This window comes from Ottowia oryzae (assembly GCF_003008535.1).
In the GTDB taxonomy this organism is placed as follows: Bacteria; Pseudomonadota; Gammaproteobacteria; order Burkholderiales; family Burkholderiaceae_C; genus Ottowia; species Ottowia oryzae.
Map to the genome: position 1 here is coordinate 1104760 of NZ_CP027666.1, position 13664 is coordinate 1118423.

The window sequence follows — 13664 nt, forward strand, 5'->3', positions numbered from 1 at the left end:
ACCCTTGAATTCCTCATCCTGCCAGGAGCGTTTGCCATGACCCGTCTTGAAGTCACCGAAAAAATCATTAGCACCAAAGTGTCGAAGGGCCTGAAGTGGGCCGACGTTGCCAAAAAGGTGGGCCAGTCCAAGGAATGGACCACCGCGCTGTGCCTGGGCCAGATGACGGCCTCGCCCGAGCAGGCCAAGGTGCTGGGCAAGATATTTGGCCTGACGGCCGAAGAGCAGAAGTGGCTGCAGGTGGTGCCCTACAAGGGCTCGCTGCCCACGCCAGTGCCCACCGACCCGTTGATCTACCGCTGGTACGAGGTGGTCAGCGTGTACGGCATGACGATCAAAGAGCTGATCCACGAGGAATTTGGCGACGGCATCATGAGCGCGATCGACTTCAACATGGACATCCAGCGCGAGGCCGATCCCAAGGGCGACCGCGTGAACGTGGTGCTGTCGGGCAAGTTCCTACCGTACAAGCAGTACTGACGCGCGGACGGCGGCGGCTTGGTCGTCAATATAAAAATCATAGCTGCCAGCGCTGGTGTGGCCTGCGCTAGCGCCGGTTTTTTATTCTGAACTGGCCAATCATGAATGCGCCGCAGCGCCTTCCTGAGCGCCGGCGTTCAGCCTTCTTCGCGAATCTGCCGCCCCGTCAGCTTGAGGAACAGGTCTTCCAGGTTGGCCGGGCGGTGCAGCGTGCGCAGCTGCGGCTCGGCCTGCAGCGCTTGCAGCAACGGCTGGGCGCGGTGCGTGTAGAAGAAAACCGTGTCGCCGCTGCGCTCCACGCGCTCGGCGTGCGCGGCCAGGGGCGAGGCGAGCAGCGCGGGCGCGCCGGGGCCGTACACCTCCACCACCTCGGGCTCCAGGTGCTGGGCGATCAGCTCGCGCGGGCGGCCTTCGGCGATCTTGCGGCCGTGGTCCAGCACCAGCAGGCGGTGGCACAGGCGTTCGGCCTCGTCCATGAAGTGCGTGGTCAGCAGGATGGATTTGCCGCCGCTCAGCAGCATCTGCAGGCGCTCCCACATCAGGTGGCGCGCCTGAGGGTCCAGCCCGGTGGTGGGCTCGTCCAGCAGCAGCAGGTCGGGGTTGTTGATGAGCGAGCGCGCCAGCGACAGGCGCCGCTTCATGCCGCCCGACAGCTCGCCCGGCCGGGCGTCGGCCTTGTGCGTGAGGGCGGCAAAGTCGAGCAGCGGCGGCACGCGCTGGGCCAGCTCGGCGCGCGGCAGGCCGAAGTAGCGGCCGAACACCACCAGGTTTTCGGCGCAGGTGAAGTCCGGGTCCAGCGAATCGAACTGCGACACCACGCCCAGCCGGGCCTTGATGGCCAGCGCGTCGCGCGGCATGTCCAGCGCGCTGCCGTCGGCTTGTTCAAAGTAGCGGATGTGCCCGGCGTCGGGCGCCGTCAGGCCCAGGCACAGGCGGATGGTGGTGGTCTTGCCCGCGCCGTTGGGGCCGATCACGCCCAGGCACTCGCCCGGCGCGATCTGGAACGAAACGCCGTCCACCACGCGCGCGCTGCCGTAGTGCTTGACCAGATCGTGCGCGTGCAGCAGCGGTGGGGCAGACATGGCGGCGATTGTGCCCGCGCTGGCGCCGCTGCGGCACGCCCATCGCGCCAGAAGGTGACACACTGGCGATCCGCGCGTGCGCGGGGCGGTGTTCCAATGCACCTGCCCGGCGCGTATCGGATTCTTTCAAGGGTTTTCGGGCGTTGGCGCAGAAGGCGCCTGCGCCGGCAGCTATAAAACAAGGAGCAATCGAAGTCATGGCCAACTATGTTTTTCCGCCCGCCCCCCAGGCCGCCTTGCCGGTGCGCGGCAGCGACCAGCTTTACGCGGTCAGCCGCATCTTCTGCGTGGGGCGCAACTACGCCGCCCACGCGCGGGAAATGGGCTCGGACCCCACGCGCGAGCCGCCGTTCTACTTCAACAAGGCGCCGGCCGATCTGGTGGCCAGCGGCAGCACCATCGCCTACCCGCCCGGCACCGAGAACTTCCACTACGAGATGGAGCTGGTCATCGCCATCGGCCAGCCCGCCTTTCGCGTGGCGCCCGATCAGGCCGCGGCCTGCGTGTGGGGCTACGCCTGCGGGCTGGACATGACGCGCCGCGACCTGCAGAACGCCGCCAAGGCGATCGGCCGGCCATGGGATTTCGGCAAAGACTTTGAAAACGCCGCCGTCATCAGCCCACTGGTGCCCGCCAGCGAAGTCGGCCCGCTGGGCGGCGGCCTGATCGAGCTGAGCGTGAACGGCGCCGTCAAGCAGACGGGCGACCTGGCCGACATGATCTGGAGCGTGCCCGAGGTGGTGGCCAACCTGTCGCAGTACTACCACCTGCAGCCGGGCGACTTGATCTACACCGGCACGCCCGAAGGCGTGGGCCCGGTGAAACCCGGCGACCGCATCACTGGCCGCATCGACGGCGTGGGCGAGATCGCGCTGACCATCGGCCAGCCCGATTGAGCGCGCTGGCCGCGGCGCATCGGCGCAGCATGGCGCGGCGATGTGCCCGCTGGCGCAAAGCGCTGCAGGGGGGCGGTTCGGCTGCGGGCGGACGCCCTCTCTAGAATGCCCCGCATGTCCGAACGCCTTGCCGTCCTGTCGCAGTACCTGCTGCCCAAGAAGTTGCTCACCGTTGCTGCGGGCCACCTGGCGTCGGCGCACGCCGGGGGGCTGACGCACGCCGTCATCCGCCGCTTCGTCGCGCGTTACAACGTGGACATGAGCGAGGCGGCCGACCCGCGCATTGAAAGCTACGCCAGCTTCAACGATTTCTTCACCCGCGCGCTGCGGGACGGCGCGCGCCCGCTGGCGCAGGCCGACTACGTGTGCCCGGCCGATGGCGCCATCAGCCAGTTTGGCCCCATTCAGCGCGACCAGATCTTTCAGGCCAAGGGCCACAGCTACAGCACCACGGCGCTGCTGGCGGGCGATGCGCGCCTGGCCGCCGCGTTTGAAAACGGCCTGTTCGCCACCGTGTACCTCAGCCCGCGCGACTACCACCGCGTGCACATGCCCTGCGCCGGGCGCCTGCAGCGCATGGTGTATGTGCCGGGCGAGCTGTTCAGCGTCAACCCCGCCACGGCGCGCGGGGTGCCCGGGCTGTTCGCGCGCAACGAGCGCGTGGTCTGCCTGTTCGACACCGCGCGCGGCCCGATGGTGATGGTGCTGGTGGGCGCCACCATCGTCGGCAGCATGGCGACCGTGTGGCACGGCGTGGTCAACCCACCGCGGCCCGGCAAGATCAAGCGCTGGGATTACCTGGGGCAAGACATTTCGCTTGCGCAAGGCGCCGAGATGGGCCGCTTCCTGCTGGGCAGCACCGTGGTCATGCTGTGGCCACACGGCACGCTGCGCTTCAATCCCGACTGGGCGCCTGCGGGCGCCGTGCGCATGGGCCAGCCGATGGCCAAGGCGCTGGGTTAGTTCTTATAACGAAATCGGCCGCTGGCGCTGGTGCATACAGCGCTGGCAGCTACTTATTCCATAGCATTTGCATTTTCCGGCACAGCCCGTCATGACCACTCTTGGAACCCCCCTGTCCCCTTCTGCCACCCGCGTCATGCTGCTGGGCAGCGGCGAGCTGGGCAAGGAAGTGCTCATCGCGCTGCAGCGCCTGGGCGTGGAAACCATCGCGGTCGACCGGTACGACAACGCCCCCGGCCAGCAGGTGGCGCACCACGCGCACACCATCGCCATGACCGACCCCGAGGCGTTGCGCGCGCTGATCGAGCGCGAGCAGCCCACGCTGGTCGTGCCCGAGATCGAAGCCATCGCCACGCCCGTGCTGCAAGCGCTGGAGGCCGAGGGCCGCGTGCGCGTGGTGCCCACCGCCCGCGCCACGCGCCTGACGATGGACCGCGAAGGCATCCGCCGCCTGGCCGCCGAAACGCTGGGCCTGCCCACCAGCCCCTACCAGTTCTGTGATTCGCTGGCCGAGCTGCAGGCCGCCATTGACGCGGGCATTGGCTACCCCTGCATCGTCAAGCCGGTGATGAGCAGCAGCGGCAAGGGCCAAAGCAAGATCGACGGCCCGCAAGACGTGCCAAAGGCCTGGGACTACGCGATGGCCGGTGGCCGCGTGAGCCACGGCCGCATCATCGTCGAAGGCTTCATCGACTTCGATTACGAAATCACCCTGCTCACCGTGCGTGCCCGTGGCGCGGGCGGGCAGGTGCAAACGCAGTTCTGCGAACCCATCGGCCACGTACAGGTGGGCGGCGACTACGTGGAAAGCTGGCAGCCGCACCCCATGAGCGAAGCCGCGCTGCGCGAGGCCGAGCGCATTGCCCGCGCCATCACCGACGACTTGGGCACCGGCCTGAATGGCGAGCCGGCAGGCTGCGGCGTGTACGGCGTGGAGCTGTTCGTCAAGGGCGACAAGGTGTGGTTCAGCGAAGTCAGCCCGCGCCCGCACGACACCGGCATGGTCACCATGATCACGCAGTGGCAGAGCGAGTTCGACCTGCACGCCCGCGCCATCCTGGGCCTGCCGGTGGACACGTCGCTGAAAACACCCGGCGCCAGCGCCGTGATCTATGGCGGGGTGGACGCGCCAGGCATCGTGTTCGACGGCGTGGTTGAAGCACTCGCCGAGCCAGGCACCGACCTGCGCCTGTTCGGCAAGCCCGAAAGCTTTGCCAAGCGCCGCATGGGCGTGGCGCTGGCGCGCGATGCGGATGTGCAAGCCGCCCGCACCAAGGCCAAGGCGGCGGCCGCCAAGGTCAAGCCGCGCGCCGCAGGCGGCTGATCGGCGCCGTGTGGCCCTGCCTTGGCGGGGGCAGGGCTGGCCGCGCGGTCGATGCCGCGCTTTTCTCTGGATCGAAGGGTCGGTGGGGTCGGTGGCTTGCGCCTTATTCGCCGCGCTCCAGCCCCAGCTGCGGCAGCATCGAGCCCTCGCCCAGCTGCAGCAGGCCGGTGCGCGTGTACACGCCCAGCTTGTCGCGCGTGTCCACAATGTCCAGGTTGCGCATGGTCAGCTGGCCAATGCGGTCTTGCGGGCTGAACGGCGCGTTTTCCACCTTTTCCATGCTCAGGCGCTCGGGCGCGTAGGTCAGGTTGGGCGATTCGGTGTTCAGGATGGAATAGTCGTTGCCCCGGCGCAGCTCGATCGTCACCTCGCCGGTGATGGCGTTGGCCACCCAGCGCTGGGCGGTTTCGCGCAGCATCAGCGCCTGCGGGTCGAACCAGCGACCCTGGTACAGCAGTCGGCCCAGGCGCAGGCCGTTGATGCGGTACTGCTCGATGGTGTCTTCGTTGTGAATGCCCGACAGCAGGCGTTCGTACGCGATGTACAGCAGCGCCATGCCGGGCGCTTCGTAGATGCCGCGGCTCTTGGCTTCGATGATGCGGTTTTCGACCTGGTCGCTCATGCCCAGGCCGTGGCGCCCGCCGATGCGGTTGGCTTCCAGGAACAACTCCACCAGGTCGGCGATCTCTTTGCCGTTCAGCGCCACGGGGCGGCCTTCCTCGAAGCGCACGCGCACTTCTTCGGGCTTCACTTCAACTTCGGGCTTCCAGAAAGCCACGCCCATGATCGGGTTGACGATGCGGATGCCGCTGTTCAGCTCTTCCAGGTCTTTCGCCTCGTGCGTGGCGCCCAGCATGTTGGAATCGGTCGAATAGGCCTTTTCGGTCGACATCTTGTAGTCAAAACCGGCCTTCTGCATGAATTCCGACATTTCCTTGCGGCCGCCCAGCTCGTCGATGAAGCGCTGGTCCAGCCAGGGCTTGTAGATCTTGAGTGACGGGTTGGTCAGCAGGCCATAGCGGTAGAAGCGCTCGATGTCATTGCCCTTGAACGTGCTGCCATCGCCCCAGATGTTGACGTCATCTTCCTTCATCGCGTTGACCAGCATGGTGCCCGTGACGGCGCGGCCCAGCGGCGTGGTGTTGAAGTAGGTGACGCCCGCCGTCTGGATGTGGAAGGCGCCGCACTGCAGCGCGGCAATGCCTTCGTGCGCCAGCTGGGTGCGGCAGTCGATCAGGCGCGCCTTTTCGGCGCCGTAGTCCATCGCCTTGCGCGGGATGGCGTCGTAGTCGGACTCGTCCGGCTGGCCCAGGTTGGCGGTGTAGGCGTAGGGCACGGCGCCTTTTTGGCGCATCCACAGCAGCGCGGCGCTGGTGTCCAGGCCGCCGGAAAAGGCGATGCCGACCTTCTGGCCGGTGGGAAGCGATTGCAGGATGGTGTTGGACATGGCGTGAACAAAGGGCGCGTGGCCGCAAGCGTTATCGAAACGGAATCAGCCGGCTATTGTCGGTCGATTTGTCGTTGGCTTGGAGCGCCGTGCCAAGTAATGCCGCGCAGCGTTCCCTTGCGGGCCAGTCTTGATCTTTGTCTTGATCTGCGTCATGGGCTGCCTCAGCGCGAGGTCTAGACTGAATTCGAAGGCCCGGCGTCTTTTCCGGGCCACCAACAGCAGAGGGAGCGCCTGATGAACCGCATCGAATGGAACGACAAATTGAAGATCGGCCTGGAGGAGATTGACAACCAGCATCACGAGCTGGTGGTGATCTACAACGGCCTGTGCGATGCGATCGAGTCGCGGGCAGGCTCGGCCGAAACGCTGAGCATCCTGCAGCAGCTGGGGCACTACACGTCGGTGCACTTCGCCACCGAGGAAGCGCTGATGCGGATGATGGAATACCCCGACTACGAGGCGCACAAGAAGGCGCACGACGCGCTGATCGAAGAGTTGCGCAGGCTGGTTCGCCTGGCCGAGGAGTTGCCCCAGGGCGTCAACTTCCAGCTGGTGTACCTGATCAAGCAGTGGCTCAGCCAGCACATCATGGAAACCGACGTGCAGTTTGTGCCGCACTTCATCGCGCGCGGCATCAAGCCCACGCTGCAGAAGAAGGGCTGGTTCAGCAAGTTCAACCTGTTCTCGGCCTAAGTGCGCGGGCCGCTGCGGGCGATGTGCTCAGGCTGATGGGGGCAGGGCGCGCGCACGGGGGGGGGCTGATTTTGCCGCGCCGTGCGGGCGCGTGGCGCCTCAATCGCCGCCGCCACCGCAGCCGCCGTCGCCACCCCCGCAGCCACTGCCTGCGCCGCAGCCCGTGCTGCCACAGCCGCTGCCGCCCGCGTCGCGCGGTTGCAGCAAACCGACGCTGTCGCGCAGGGGCTGCAAGCTTGGCCCCAGGGCGCCGAGGCCGTACACGGCCACGCCCAGCGCCAGCTGCGGGTCGCTCAGGGCCATCTCGCTGCGCCGAACCAGTCGGCGCCGGGCCTGCCGCAGCACGGCGTGGCCCTCCCGGCTGCGGCGGTGCGGCAGCAGGTGGTGCATGAGCAGCGCCAGCAGCGTCGCCACGATCAACAAGACCACCAGCAGCGAGACCGGGTAGCCGTGCTGCAGCCCGTAGGCCAACCGCAGGCCGCCCCACAGCAGGGCGACGCCCCACAGGGCGCTGTAGAGCCGGTCGCCTTCGCTGCGCAGGCGTTGCGTGCGCGTGGGCGAGGTGAGCCAGCCCTGCGCGTACAAGCGCGCATGCAGCTCGTCCAGCGGTGCCTGCAGGGCCGCCAGCAGCGCGGCGGGCGTGCGGCGCTCGCCCAGCGCCTGCAGCGTGGCCCGCTCCAGCGCCGAGGTGTCGGTCGCTGAGTGCAAGGGCTGGACGGCATCGGGCGCGCCCACCACACGCCAGGGCAGCACGTAGTGCGTTGATCGATCGGGCGATTCGGCGATCGGCGCGATGGCTTCGCGTTGCCACTGGCGTGCCAGCGCGGTGACCACCGCGCGCAAGGCACCGCCATTCAGGTAGGCCACTTCGATGGGGTTCAACCGCGTGGCGCGCACCGGCCCTTGCGCTGAGGGCCGCCCCCGCGCCGATCGCCAGATGCCCACCGCCAGCAGCGCCACCAGCGTCCAGAAGTAGCCCTTGAGGAAGGCCGCGCCGCTGACGCCCGGCTGAATGCTGATGCGCCCCTGCGTGCAGCCCAGCGTCAGCACCAGCGGCAGGATCAGCGCCATCGCCCAAGGCCGCACCGCGCGGGCGTTCACCTGCGTCAGGGCTTGCCAGATTCGCAGCGCCGCGCGCCCCATCGCCCGTCCTGCATGGCCTGGGCGCGGCAGCAGCCAGTGGCTGCGCAGGTCGACGTGGCAGCGCCGCTCGGCCCAGCGATGCGCGGGCGCGGGCCAGATATCGGATGGCGGCGCCTCGCCAAACGCCCAGCGGTAGGCGCGCAGTGTGGCGCGGTACCGGCGCGCGTCGTCGCGGGTGCCGCTGCCGCGGTCGGGCACATGGTGCAGCGTGGTGCCCAGCACCTGCGGGCAAAAGGCGCCGAAGTAGCGCGGCGTGTCCAGCAGGTGGGTGTGCCAGGCCTCGTCCACCGCGCCGCTGGGGCACACGCGGCCGCGCCGGCGCACGGCCAGGTACAGAAAGCGCTGGTACTCAACCAGCACGCGCTGGGTGTGCGCCGCGCTCCAGCCGGTGGTGTGCCGCAGCCGCGCGCTGAAGGGGCGGGCGTCCTGCGGGTCGTCCCAGGCGTGGCGGGCCAGGCGCTGCCACAGTGGGCAGCTGGGTTCACGTGCGGTGGATGTGCCGTGCCCCGCCTGCGTGGCCGTTTGGGGCCGTGGCGGGCGGGCAGGATGGTCTCGGTGGCGCGCGCTGTCTCCAGCGCGGCGTGGGGTGCAGGGTGCTTGTGGCATGCTGCCTTCTCCTTTCTTTTCTTGTTGTTCTGATCTACTTCTTCTTGTTGGATCTCACTTTGCGACAGAAATGTGACAAACCCATGACAGCCTGCACCCGGCTTTTTGTGCGCCATGTCTGAAACCACTTTCGACTACATCGTGGTCGGCGCCGGTACCGCCGGGTGCCTGCTGGCCAACCGCCTGTCGCGCAACCAGTCCAAGCGCGTGCTGCTGCTGGAGGCCGGGCGCAAGGACGACTACCACTGGGTGCACGTGCCGGTGGGCTACCTGTACTGCATCGACAACCCGCGCACCGACTGGCGCTTCAAAACCGAGCCCGCCGCCGGCCTGAACGGGCGTAGCCTGCTGTACCCGCGCGGCAAGGTGCTGGGCGGCTGTAGCAGCATCAACGGCATGATCTACATGCGCGGCCAGGCGCGCGACTACGACCAGTGGGCCGCGCTGACGGGCGAAGACGACTGGCGCTGGGACAACTGCCTGCCCGACTTCAAGGCGCACGAAGACCACTACAAAGGTGATAGCGCCCGGCGCGCATCCAGCGGGCGCCAGAGCCCGGTTTCGCCTGAATTTAGTGCGCTGCACGGCCATGGCGGCGAATGGCGCGTGGACAAGCAGCGCCTGCGCTGGGACGTGCTGGACGCCTTCGCCGCCGCCGCGGTCGAGGCGGGCATCCCCGCCACCGACGACTTCAACCGCGGCACCAACGAAGGCGTGGGCTACTTTGAAGTCAATCAAAAGAACGGCTGGCGCTGGAACACCGCCAAAGCCTTCCTGCGCCCCACCTGCTATGGCCGCCCCAACTTCGAGCTGTGGACCAACGCCCAGGCCACGCGCCTGCTGATCAAGCGCGACCCGCACACCGGTGGCGCGCTGCGCTGCACGGGCGTGCAGGTGTGGGACGGTCGCCAGAGCGTGGATGCGCTGCTCGCCCCCGGCGGCGAAGTGGTGGTCAGCAGCGGCAGCATCGGCAGCCCGCAGCTGCTGCAACTGTCGGGCATCGGCCCGGCAGCGCTGCTCCAGCAGCATGGCATCGACGTGCTGGCCGATCTGCCCGGCGTGGGCGCCAACCTGCAAGACCATCTGCAGATCCGCAGCGTGTACAAAGTGCAGGGCGCGCGCACGCTCAACCGCCTGGCCGCCACGCCGTGGGGCAAGGCCGGCATCGGCCTGGAATACGTGCTGCGCCGCACCGGCCCGATGAGCATGGCGCCCAGCCAGCTGGGGGCGTTCACCCGCTCGTCGGCCGACCGCGAATGGCCCAACATCCAGTACCACGTGCAGCCGCTCAGCCTGGACGCGTTCGGCTCGCCCCTGCACAGCTTTCCGGCCATCACCGCCAGCGTGTGCAACCTCAACCCCACCAGCCGCGGCACGGTGCAAATCCAAAGCGCCAAGTTTGGCGACGCGCCCGCCATCGCCCCCAACTACCTGGCCACCGACGACGACCGGCAAGTGGCCGCCGACAGCCTGCGCGTCACGCGGCGCATCATGGCCCAGCCCGCCATGGCGCGCTACGTGCCTGACGAATTCAAGCCCGGCGTGCAATACCAGACCGACGAAGAGCTGGCGCGCCTGGCCGGCGACATCGCCAGCACCATCTTCCACCCCGTGGGCACCACCAAGATGGGCCGCGACGACGACCCCATGGCCGTGCTCAACCCGCGCCTGCAACTGCGCGACGGCGCGGGCGGCACCGTGCAGGGCTTGCGCGTGGTGGACGCGGGCGCCATGCCCACCATCACCAGCGGCAACACCAACAGCCCCACGCTGATGATGGCCGAGAAGGCCGCGCGCTGGATCACCGGGCGCTAAGGTCAGGTGCGGCGTTCAACGCATTTGTGGACGCAACTGCCGGTGAACAGCGGGCTTGAAGCGCTATTCAATATATAGCTGCTTGCGAAGGTGAGCCGGGCGCCAGAGGCTGGTTTGAGTGCAAATTGGCGAGGTCGCCGCGTCGGCAGCGTGCCAACTGCAGCCGCCTTTGAGCTGTCGCTGCCGCCTACACTCGCGCCCATGTCGCGCGCCGCCCGCCTGTTGCAACTGCTCGAACACCTGCGCGCCCACCGCCGACCGGTGCTGGGCGCTGACTTGGCGCGCGCCAGCGGTGTCAGCCTGCGCACGCTGTACCGCGACATCGGCACGCTGCGCGAGCAAGGCGCGCAGATCGAAGGCGACCCTGGGGTTGGCTACGTGCTGCGCCCTGGCTTCACCTTGCCTCCGCTGATGTTCAGCGAGGACGAGCTCGAAGCGCTGGTGCTGGGCGCGCGTTGGGTGGCCGCCCACGCCGCCGACGGTGAGCTGGCCGCTGCCGCGCAAGGGGTGATGAACCGCATCACCACCACGCTGCCCGCCGAATTGCGCCTGGCGGTGGAAACCAGCGGCCTGTTCGTGCCCGCGCGCGCAGACGCTCAGCCCGTGGCGCCCTGGCTGCCCGCGCTGCGCCAGGCCATCCGCGACGAACACGCGCTGTGGCTGGATTACCGCGACGAAGCCGACCGCGCCACGCGGCGGCGCGTGTGGCCCTTCGCCATGGCCTTTTTTGACCACGCCCGCCTGATTGCCGCGTGGTGCGAACTGCGGCAGGACTTCCGCAGCTTCCGTGCCGACCGCGTCGTGGCGCTGGAAGCCACGGGCCAGCGCTACCCCGAACGGCGCCACGTGCTGCTGCAGCGCTGGCGCGCGGGCTGCCTGAACGTGCACCCCGCCGGGCAGGCTGCTGACAGAAGTTGACAGCCCGGCTGCGCAAAGTGGCGCCTTCCCGTTGCCACTTTTGAATAAGGACGCCGCCATGTCAGCCCAGTTGACCTTCTATACCAACCCCATGTCCCGCGCCCGCGTCGCTCGCTGGATGCTGGAAGAAACCGGGTTGCCGTACGACACCGTGGTGCTGGACTACGGCACCACCATGAAGGCGCCCGCGTTTCGCGCCATCAACCCCATGGGCAAGGTGCCCGCCCTGACGCACGGCGACACGGTCATCACTGAAAACGCTGCCATCTGCATGTACCTGGCCGACCTGGTGCCAGGCAAGCATTTGGCGCCCCCGGTGGGCAGCCCCGCGCGTGGGCCGTACTACCGCTGGATCAGCTTCATGGGGCCGCTGGAGCAGCTCATGGTGGCCAAGAGCACCGGCGGTCCGCTGGCCGAGCCCGCCATGGCTGGCTACGGCACCGAGGACGACCTGGTCAACACGCTGGAAGCGGCCGTGAAAGACCGCGCCCACCTGGCGGGTGACACCTTCACCGCGGCCGACCTGCTGGTGTCTGCCTACATCGGCTGGTACCTGCAATTTGGCCTGCTGCCCGCGCGCCCGGCGTTCGCGCAGTTCGCGGCGCGGCATCGCGAACGCCCGGCCGCGCAGCGCGCCAACGAGCTGGACGGCCCCATTCCTGACCGCAAGCCAGCCTGAGCGCGCGCTGCGGCCATCGTTGGGGCGGCGATGGGCCGTCGCCCTGGCTCGGCCTTGGCACAATGCGAGCAGGCGCCCGCTGAGCGTGGCGCGCCGTCTGAGCCATGCCGCACCACCTGCCCGACACACCGAATGTTTCAACCGCCATGCGCGTGCCCGGCCAATGCGCGCGCACCGGCGCGATGACGTCATCCGCGCCAAGATTCACCGCGCCGAAAGCCGCTGCGCCGCACCCTGCGGCCCACGGGGGCTGCCCGTGCCGCTGAGCAACGCCCCCCGCGACGACGTGCAGGACGTGGCCGCGCGCGATCTGCCGCGCCCGCCGCGCGAATCGGCGCAGGCCGCTGCGCGCGCCGAGCCGGTGGCCCTCACCCCCACATCGCCCGGCGCGCAAGCTGCGCCCGGCGCACCCATTCGCCCCACGGCCCGCTTCATGCGCGCCCACCCGGCGCACTGGCTGGCGCTGGCCTTTGGCGCCGGGCTGTCGCCCGTGGCGCCCGGCACCGTGGGCACGCTGTGGGCGTGGCTGGTGTGGGCGCTGCTGCTGGCGCACCTGCCGCCCGTGGCGCAGGCGCTGGTGATCGGCCTTGGCGTGCCGGTGGCGTGGTGGTCCAGCACCGTCACCGCGCGCCACCTGCATACGGCCGACCCAGGCGCCATCGTGGTGGACGAAGTCGTCGCCTTCTGGATCGTGCTGTGGCTGGTCACGCCCGGCAGCTGGACGGCGCAGCTCGCTGCATTCGTCCTCTTCCGCTTTTTCGACGCCGCCAAGCCCGGGCCCATCGGCTGGGCCGACCGGCGCTTTCACGGCGCCAGTGGCTGGAAGGGCGGCTGGGGCATCCTGCTGGACGACCTGGTTGCCGCGTTCTGCACGCTGCTGGTCATCGCCATCTGGCGTGCGTGGTGAACCTATGCTATTAAATCAGCAGCTGCCAGCGCAGACTGCACCAGCGCCAGCGGCCCATTTGGTTATGAAGCTGGCCGACGCGCTGCGCGCAGCGCGCGCCATGCTGGCCACCGCCGAAAGCTGCACCGGCGGGCTGATCGCCGCCGCCTGCACCGACCTGGCGGGCAGCAGCGACTGGTTTGAACGCGGCTTCGTCACCTACAGCAACGCCGCCAAGTCCGAGCTGCTGGGTGTGCCCGCTGCGCTGATCGACCAACACGGCGCCGTCAGCGAAGCGGTGGCGCTGGCCATGGCCGAAGGTGCGGTGCGCCATTCGCACGCGCAGGTCAGCGTGGCCGTGACGGGCGTGGCCGGGCCCGGCGGCGGCAGCGCAGCCAAGCCGGTGGGCACGGTGTGGGTGGCGTGGTGCGTGGGCGGCTGCGCAGAGGCGCAATGCCTGCACCTGGACGGCGACCGTGCCGCTGTGCGCGCGCAAACCGTGCAGCACGCGCTGCAGGGCCTGCTGAGCCGGCTCGCCAACGGCGCGGCCTGAGTGGCCGGCAACGTCGGCGGGGCCACGCGCCGCCGTCGTCGCCATGAAGTGCGCGTCCGCTAAGATGGTTTGAACCCTTCGCGTGCCGCCGCGATGCCATTGCAGCGTTGTCGCGGCGCCTTCCCGGCAGGGCGAGGCCCGCCGCTGGATTACTCCCTAAATCGCCCTCTGCGCAG

The 13664-nt window shown here is 68.8% G+C and carries 13 protein-coding genes; 10 read left to right on the plus strand and 3 right to left on the minus strand.

Going from position 1 to position 13664, the window contains the following annotated elements; genetic code table 11:
* Window positions 1-36 precede the first annotated feature (36 nt).
* The gene (cynS, locus tag C6570_RS05200) at window positions 37-480 is read left to right on the plus strand and encodes a cyanase (protein ID WP_106702278.1); all 444 of its coding nucleotides are present in this window, start codon (window positions 37-39) and stop codon (window positions 478-480) included.
* A 137-nt stretch (window positions 481-617) separates the two neighbouring features.
* On the opposite strand, the gene C6570_RS05205 is transcribed toward cynS, so the two are convergent.
* The gene (locus tag C6570_RS05205; protein ID WP_106702279.1) at window positions 618-1562 is read right to left on the minus strand and encodes an ATP-binding cassette domain-containing protein; all 945 of its coding nucleotides are present in this window, start codon (window positions 1560-1562) and stop codon (window positions 618-620) included.
* Between the two features lie 197 nt (window positions 1563-1759).
* Between C6570_RS05205 and C6570_RS05210 the strand changes: the two genes are divergently transcribed.
* The 3 genes from C6570_RS05210 (at window position 1760) to purT (ending at window position 4745) form a co-directional block, all read left to right on the plus strand.
* Window positions 1760-2458: a fumarylacetoacetate hydrolase family protein gene (locus C6570_RS05210; protein ID WP_106702280.1), complete on the plus strand. Its 699-nt coding sequence runs from the start codon at window positions 1760-1762 to the stop codon at window positions 2456-2458.
* A gap of 114 nt (window positions 2459-2572) precedes the next feature.
* Window positions 2573-3421, plus strand: a complete 849-nt coding sequence (gene asd / locus C6570_RS05215) for an archaetidylserine decarboxylase (protein ID WP_106702281.1) — start codon at window positions 2573-2575, stop codon at window positions 3419-3421.
* Window positions 3422-3512: 91 nt separating this feature from the next.
* Window positions 3513-4745 carry a formate-dependent phosphoribosylglycinamide formyltransferase gene (gene purT, locus C6570_RS05220; protein ID WP_106702282.1) on the plus strand — a complete coding sequence of 411 codons (1233 nt, stop codon included), beginning with the start codon at window positions 3513-3515 and terminating at the stop codon, window positions 4743-4745.
* Window positions 4746-4848: 103 nt separating this feature from the next.
* On the opposite strand, the gene argG is transcribed toward purT, so the two are convergent.
* Window positions 4849-6192: an argininosuccinate synthase gene (gene argG, locus C6570_RS05225; protein WP_106702283.1), complete on the minus strand. Its 1344-nt coding sequence runs from the start codon at window positions 6190-6192 to the stop codon at window positions 4849-4851.
* Between the two features lie 237 nt (window positions 6193-6429).
* Here argG and C6570_RS05230 point away from each other — a divergent pair, with 237 nt between their 5' ends.
* Window positions 6430-6888, plus strand: coding sequence for a bacteriohemerythrin (locus C6570_RS05230; protein ID WP_106702284.1), 459 nt, complete (start codon window positions 6430-6432; stop codon window positions 6886-6888).
* 99 nt (window positions 6889-6987) lie between these two features.
* On the opposite strand, the gene C6570_RS05235 is transcribed toward C6570_RS05230, so the two are convergent.
* Entirely contained in the window at window positions 6988-8637 is a 1650-nt protein-coding gene (locus C6570_RS05235; RefSeq protein WP_106702285.1) for a TIGR04222 domain-containing membrane protein, read from the minus strand.
* Window positions 8638-8751: 114 nt separating this feature from the next.
* On the opposite strand from C6570_RS05235, the gene C6570_RS05240 reads away from it, so the two are divergent.
* The 5 genes from C6570_RS05240 to C6570_RS05260 all read left to right on the plus strand — a co-directional run bounded on the left by C6570_RS05240 (window position 8752) and on the right by C6570_RS05260 (window position 13488).
* A complete protein-coding gene (locus tag C6570_RS05240) occupies window positions 8752-10452 on the plus strand; it encodes a GMC family oxidoreductase (protein WP_106702286.1) in 1701 nt (566 codons plus the stop codon).
* 201 nt (window positions 10453-10653) lie between these two features.
* Window positions 10654-11370 (plus strand): helix-turn-helix transcriptional regulator, encoded by a 717-nt coding sequence (locus C6570_RS05245; RefSeq protein ID WP_106702287.1) that lies wholly within the window; start codon window positions 10654-10656, stop codon window positions 11368-11370.
* Window positions 11371-11428: 58 nt separating this feature from the next.
* On the plus strand, window positions 11429-12049 hold the full coding sequence (locus C6570_RS05250) for a glutathione S-transferase family protein (RefSeq protein ID WP_106702288.1): 621 nt from the start codon (window positions 11429-11431) through the stop codon (window positions 12047-12049).
* A 433-nt stretch (window positions 12050-12482) separates the two neighbouring features.
* Window positions 12483-12956, plus strand: coding sequence for a phosphatidylglycerophosphatase A family protein (locus tag C6570_RS05255; protein ID WP_106704526.1), 474 nt, complete (start codon window positions 12483-12485; stop codon window positions 12954-12956).
* Window positions 12957-13020: 64 nt separating this feature from the next.
* Window positions 13021-13488, plus strand: coding sequence for a CinA family protein (locus tag C6570_RS05260; protein WP_245896303.1), 468 nt, complete (start codon window positions 13021-13023; stop codon window positions 13486-13488).
* The last annotated feature ends 176 nt before the right edge of the window (window positions 13489-13664 follow it).

Coding starts and splice junctions, on each gene's coding strand:
- C6570_RS05240 (WP_106702286.1), top strand. CDS start 8,752: ATGTCTGAAACCACTTTCGACTACATCGTGGTCGGCGCCGGTACCGCC.
- purT (WP_106702282.1), top strand. CDS start 3,513: ATGACCACTCTTGGAACCCCCCTGTCCCCTTCTGCCACCCGCGTCATG.
- cynS (WP_106702278.1), top strand. CDS start 37: ATGACCCGTCTTGAAGTCACCGAAAAAATCATTAGCACCAAAGTGTCG.
- C6570_RS05205 (WP_106702279.1), bottom strand. CDS start 1,562: ATGTCTGCCCCACCGCTGCTGCACGCGCACGATCTGGTCAAGCACTAC.
- argG (WP_106702283.1), bottom strand. CDS start 6,192: ATGTCCAACACCATCCTGCAATCGCTTCCCACCGGCCAGAAGGTCGGC.
- C6570_RS05230 (WP_106702284.1), top strand. CDS start 6,430: ATGAACCGCATCGAATGGAACGACAAATTGAAGATCGGCCTGGAGGAG.
- C6570_RS05245 (WP_106702287.1), top strand. CDS start 10,654: ATGTCGCGCGCCGCCCGCCTGTTGCAACTGCTCGAACACCTGCGCGCC.
- C6570_RS05235 (WP_106702285.1), bottom strand. CDS start 8,637: ATGCCACAAGCACCCTGCACCCCACGCCGCGCTGGAGACAGCGCGCGC.
- C6570_RS05210 (WP_106702280.1), top strand. CDS start 1,760: ATGGCCAACTATGTTTTTCCGCCCGCCCCCCAGGCCGCCTTGCCGGTG.
- C6570_RS05255 (WP_106704526.1), top strand. CDS start 12,483: ATGCGCGCCCACCCGGCGCACTGGCTGGCGCTGGCCTTTGGCGCCGGG.
- C6570_RS05250 (WP_106702288.1), top strand. CDS start 11,429: ATGTCAGCCCAGTTGACCTTCTATACCAACCCCATGTCCCGCGCCCGC.
- C6570_RS05260 (WP_245896303.1), top strand. CDS start 13,021: ATGAAGCTGGCCGACGCGCTGCGCGCAGCGCGCGCCATGCTGGCCACC.
- asd (WP_106702281.1), top strand. CDS start 2,573: ATGTCCGAACGCCTTGCCGTCCTGTCGCAGTACCTGCTGCCCAAGAAG.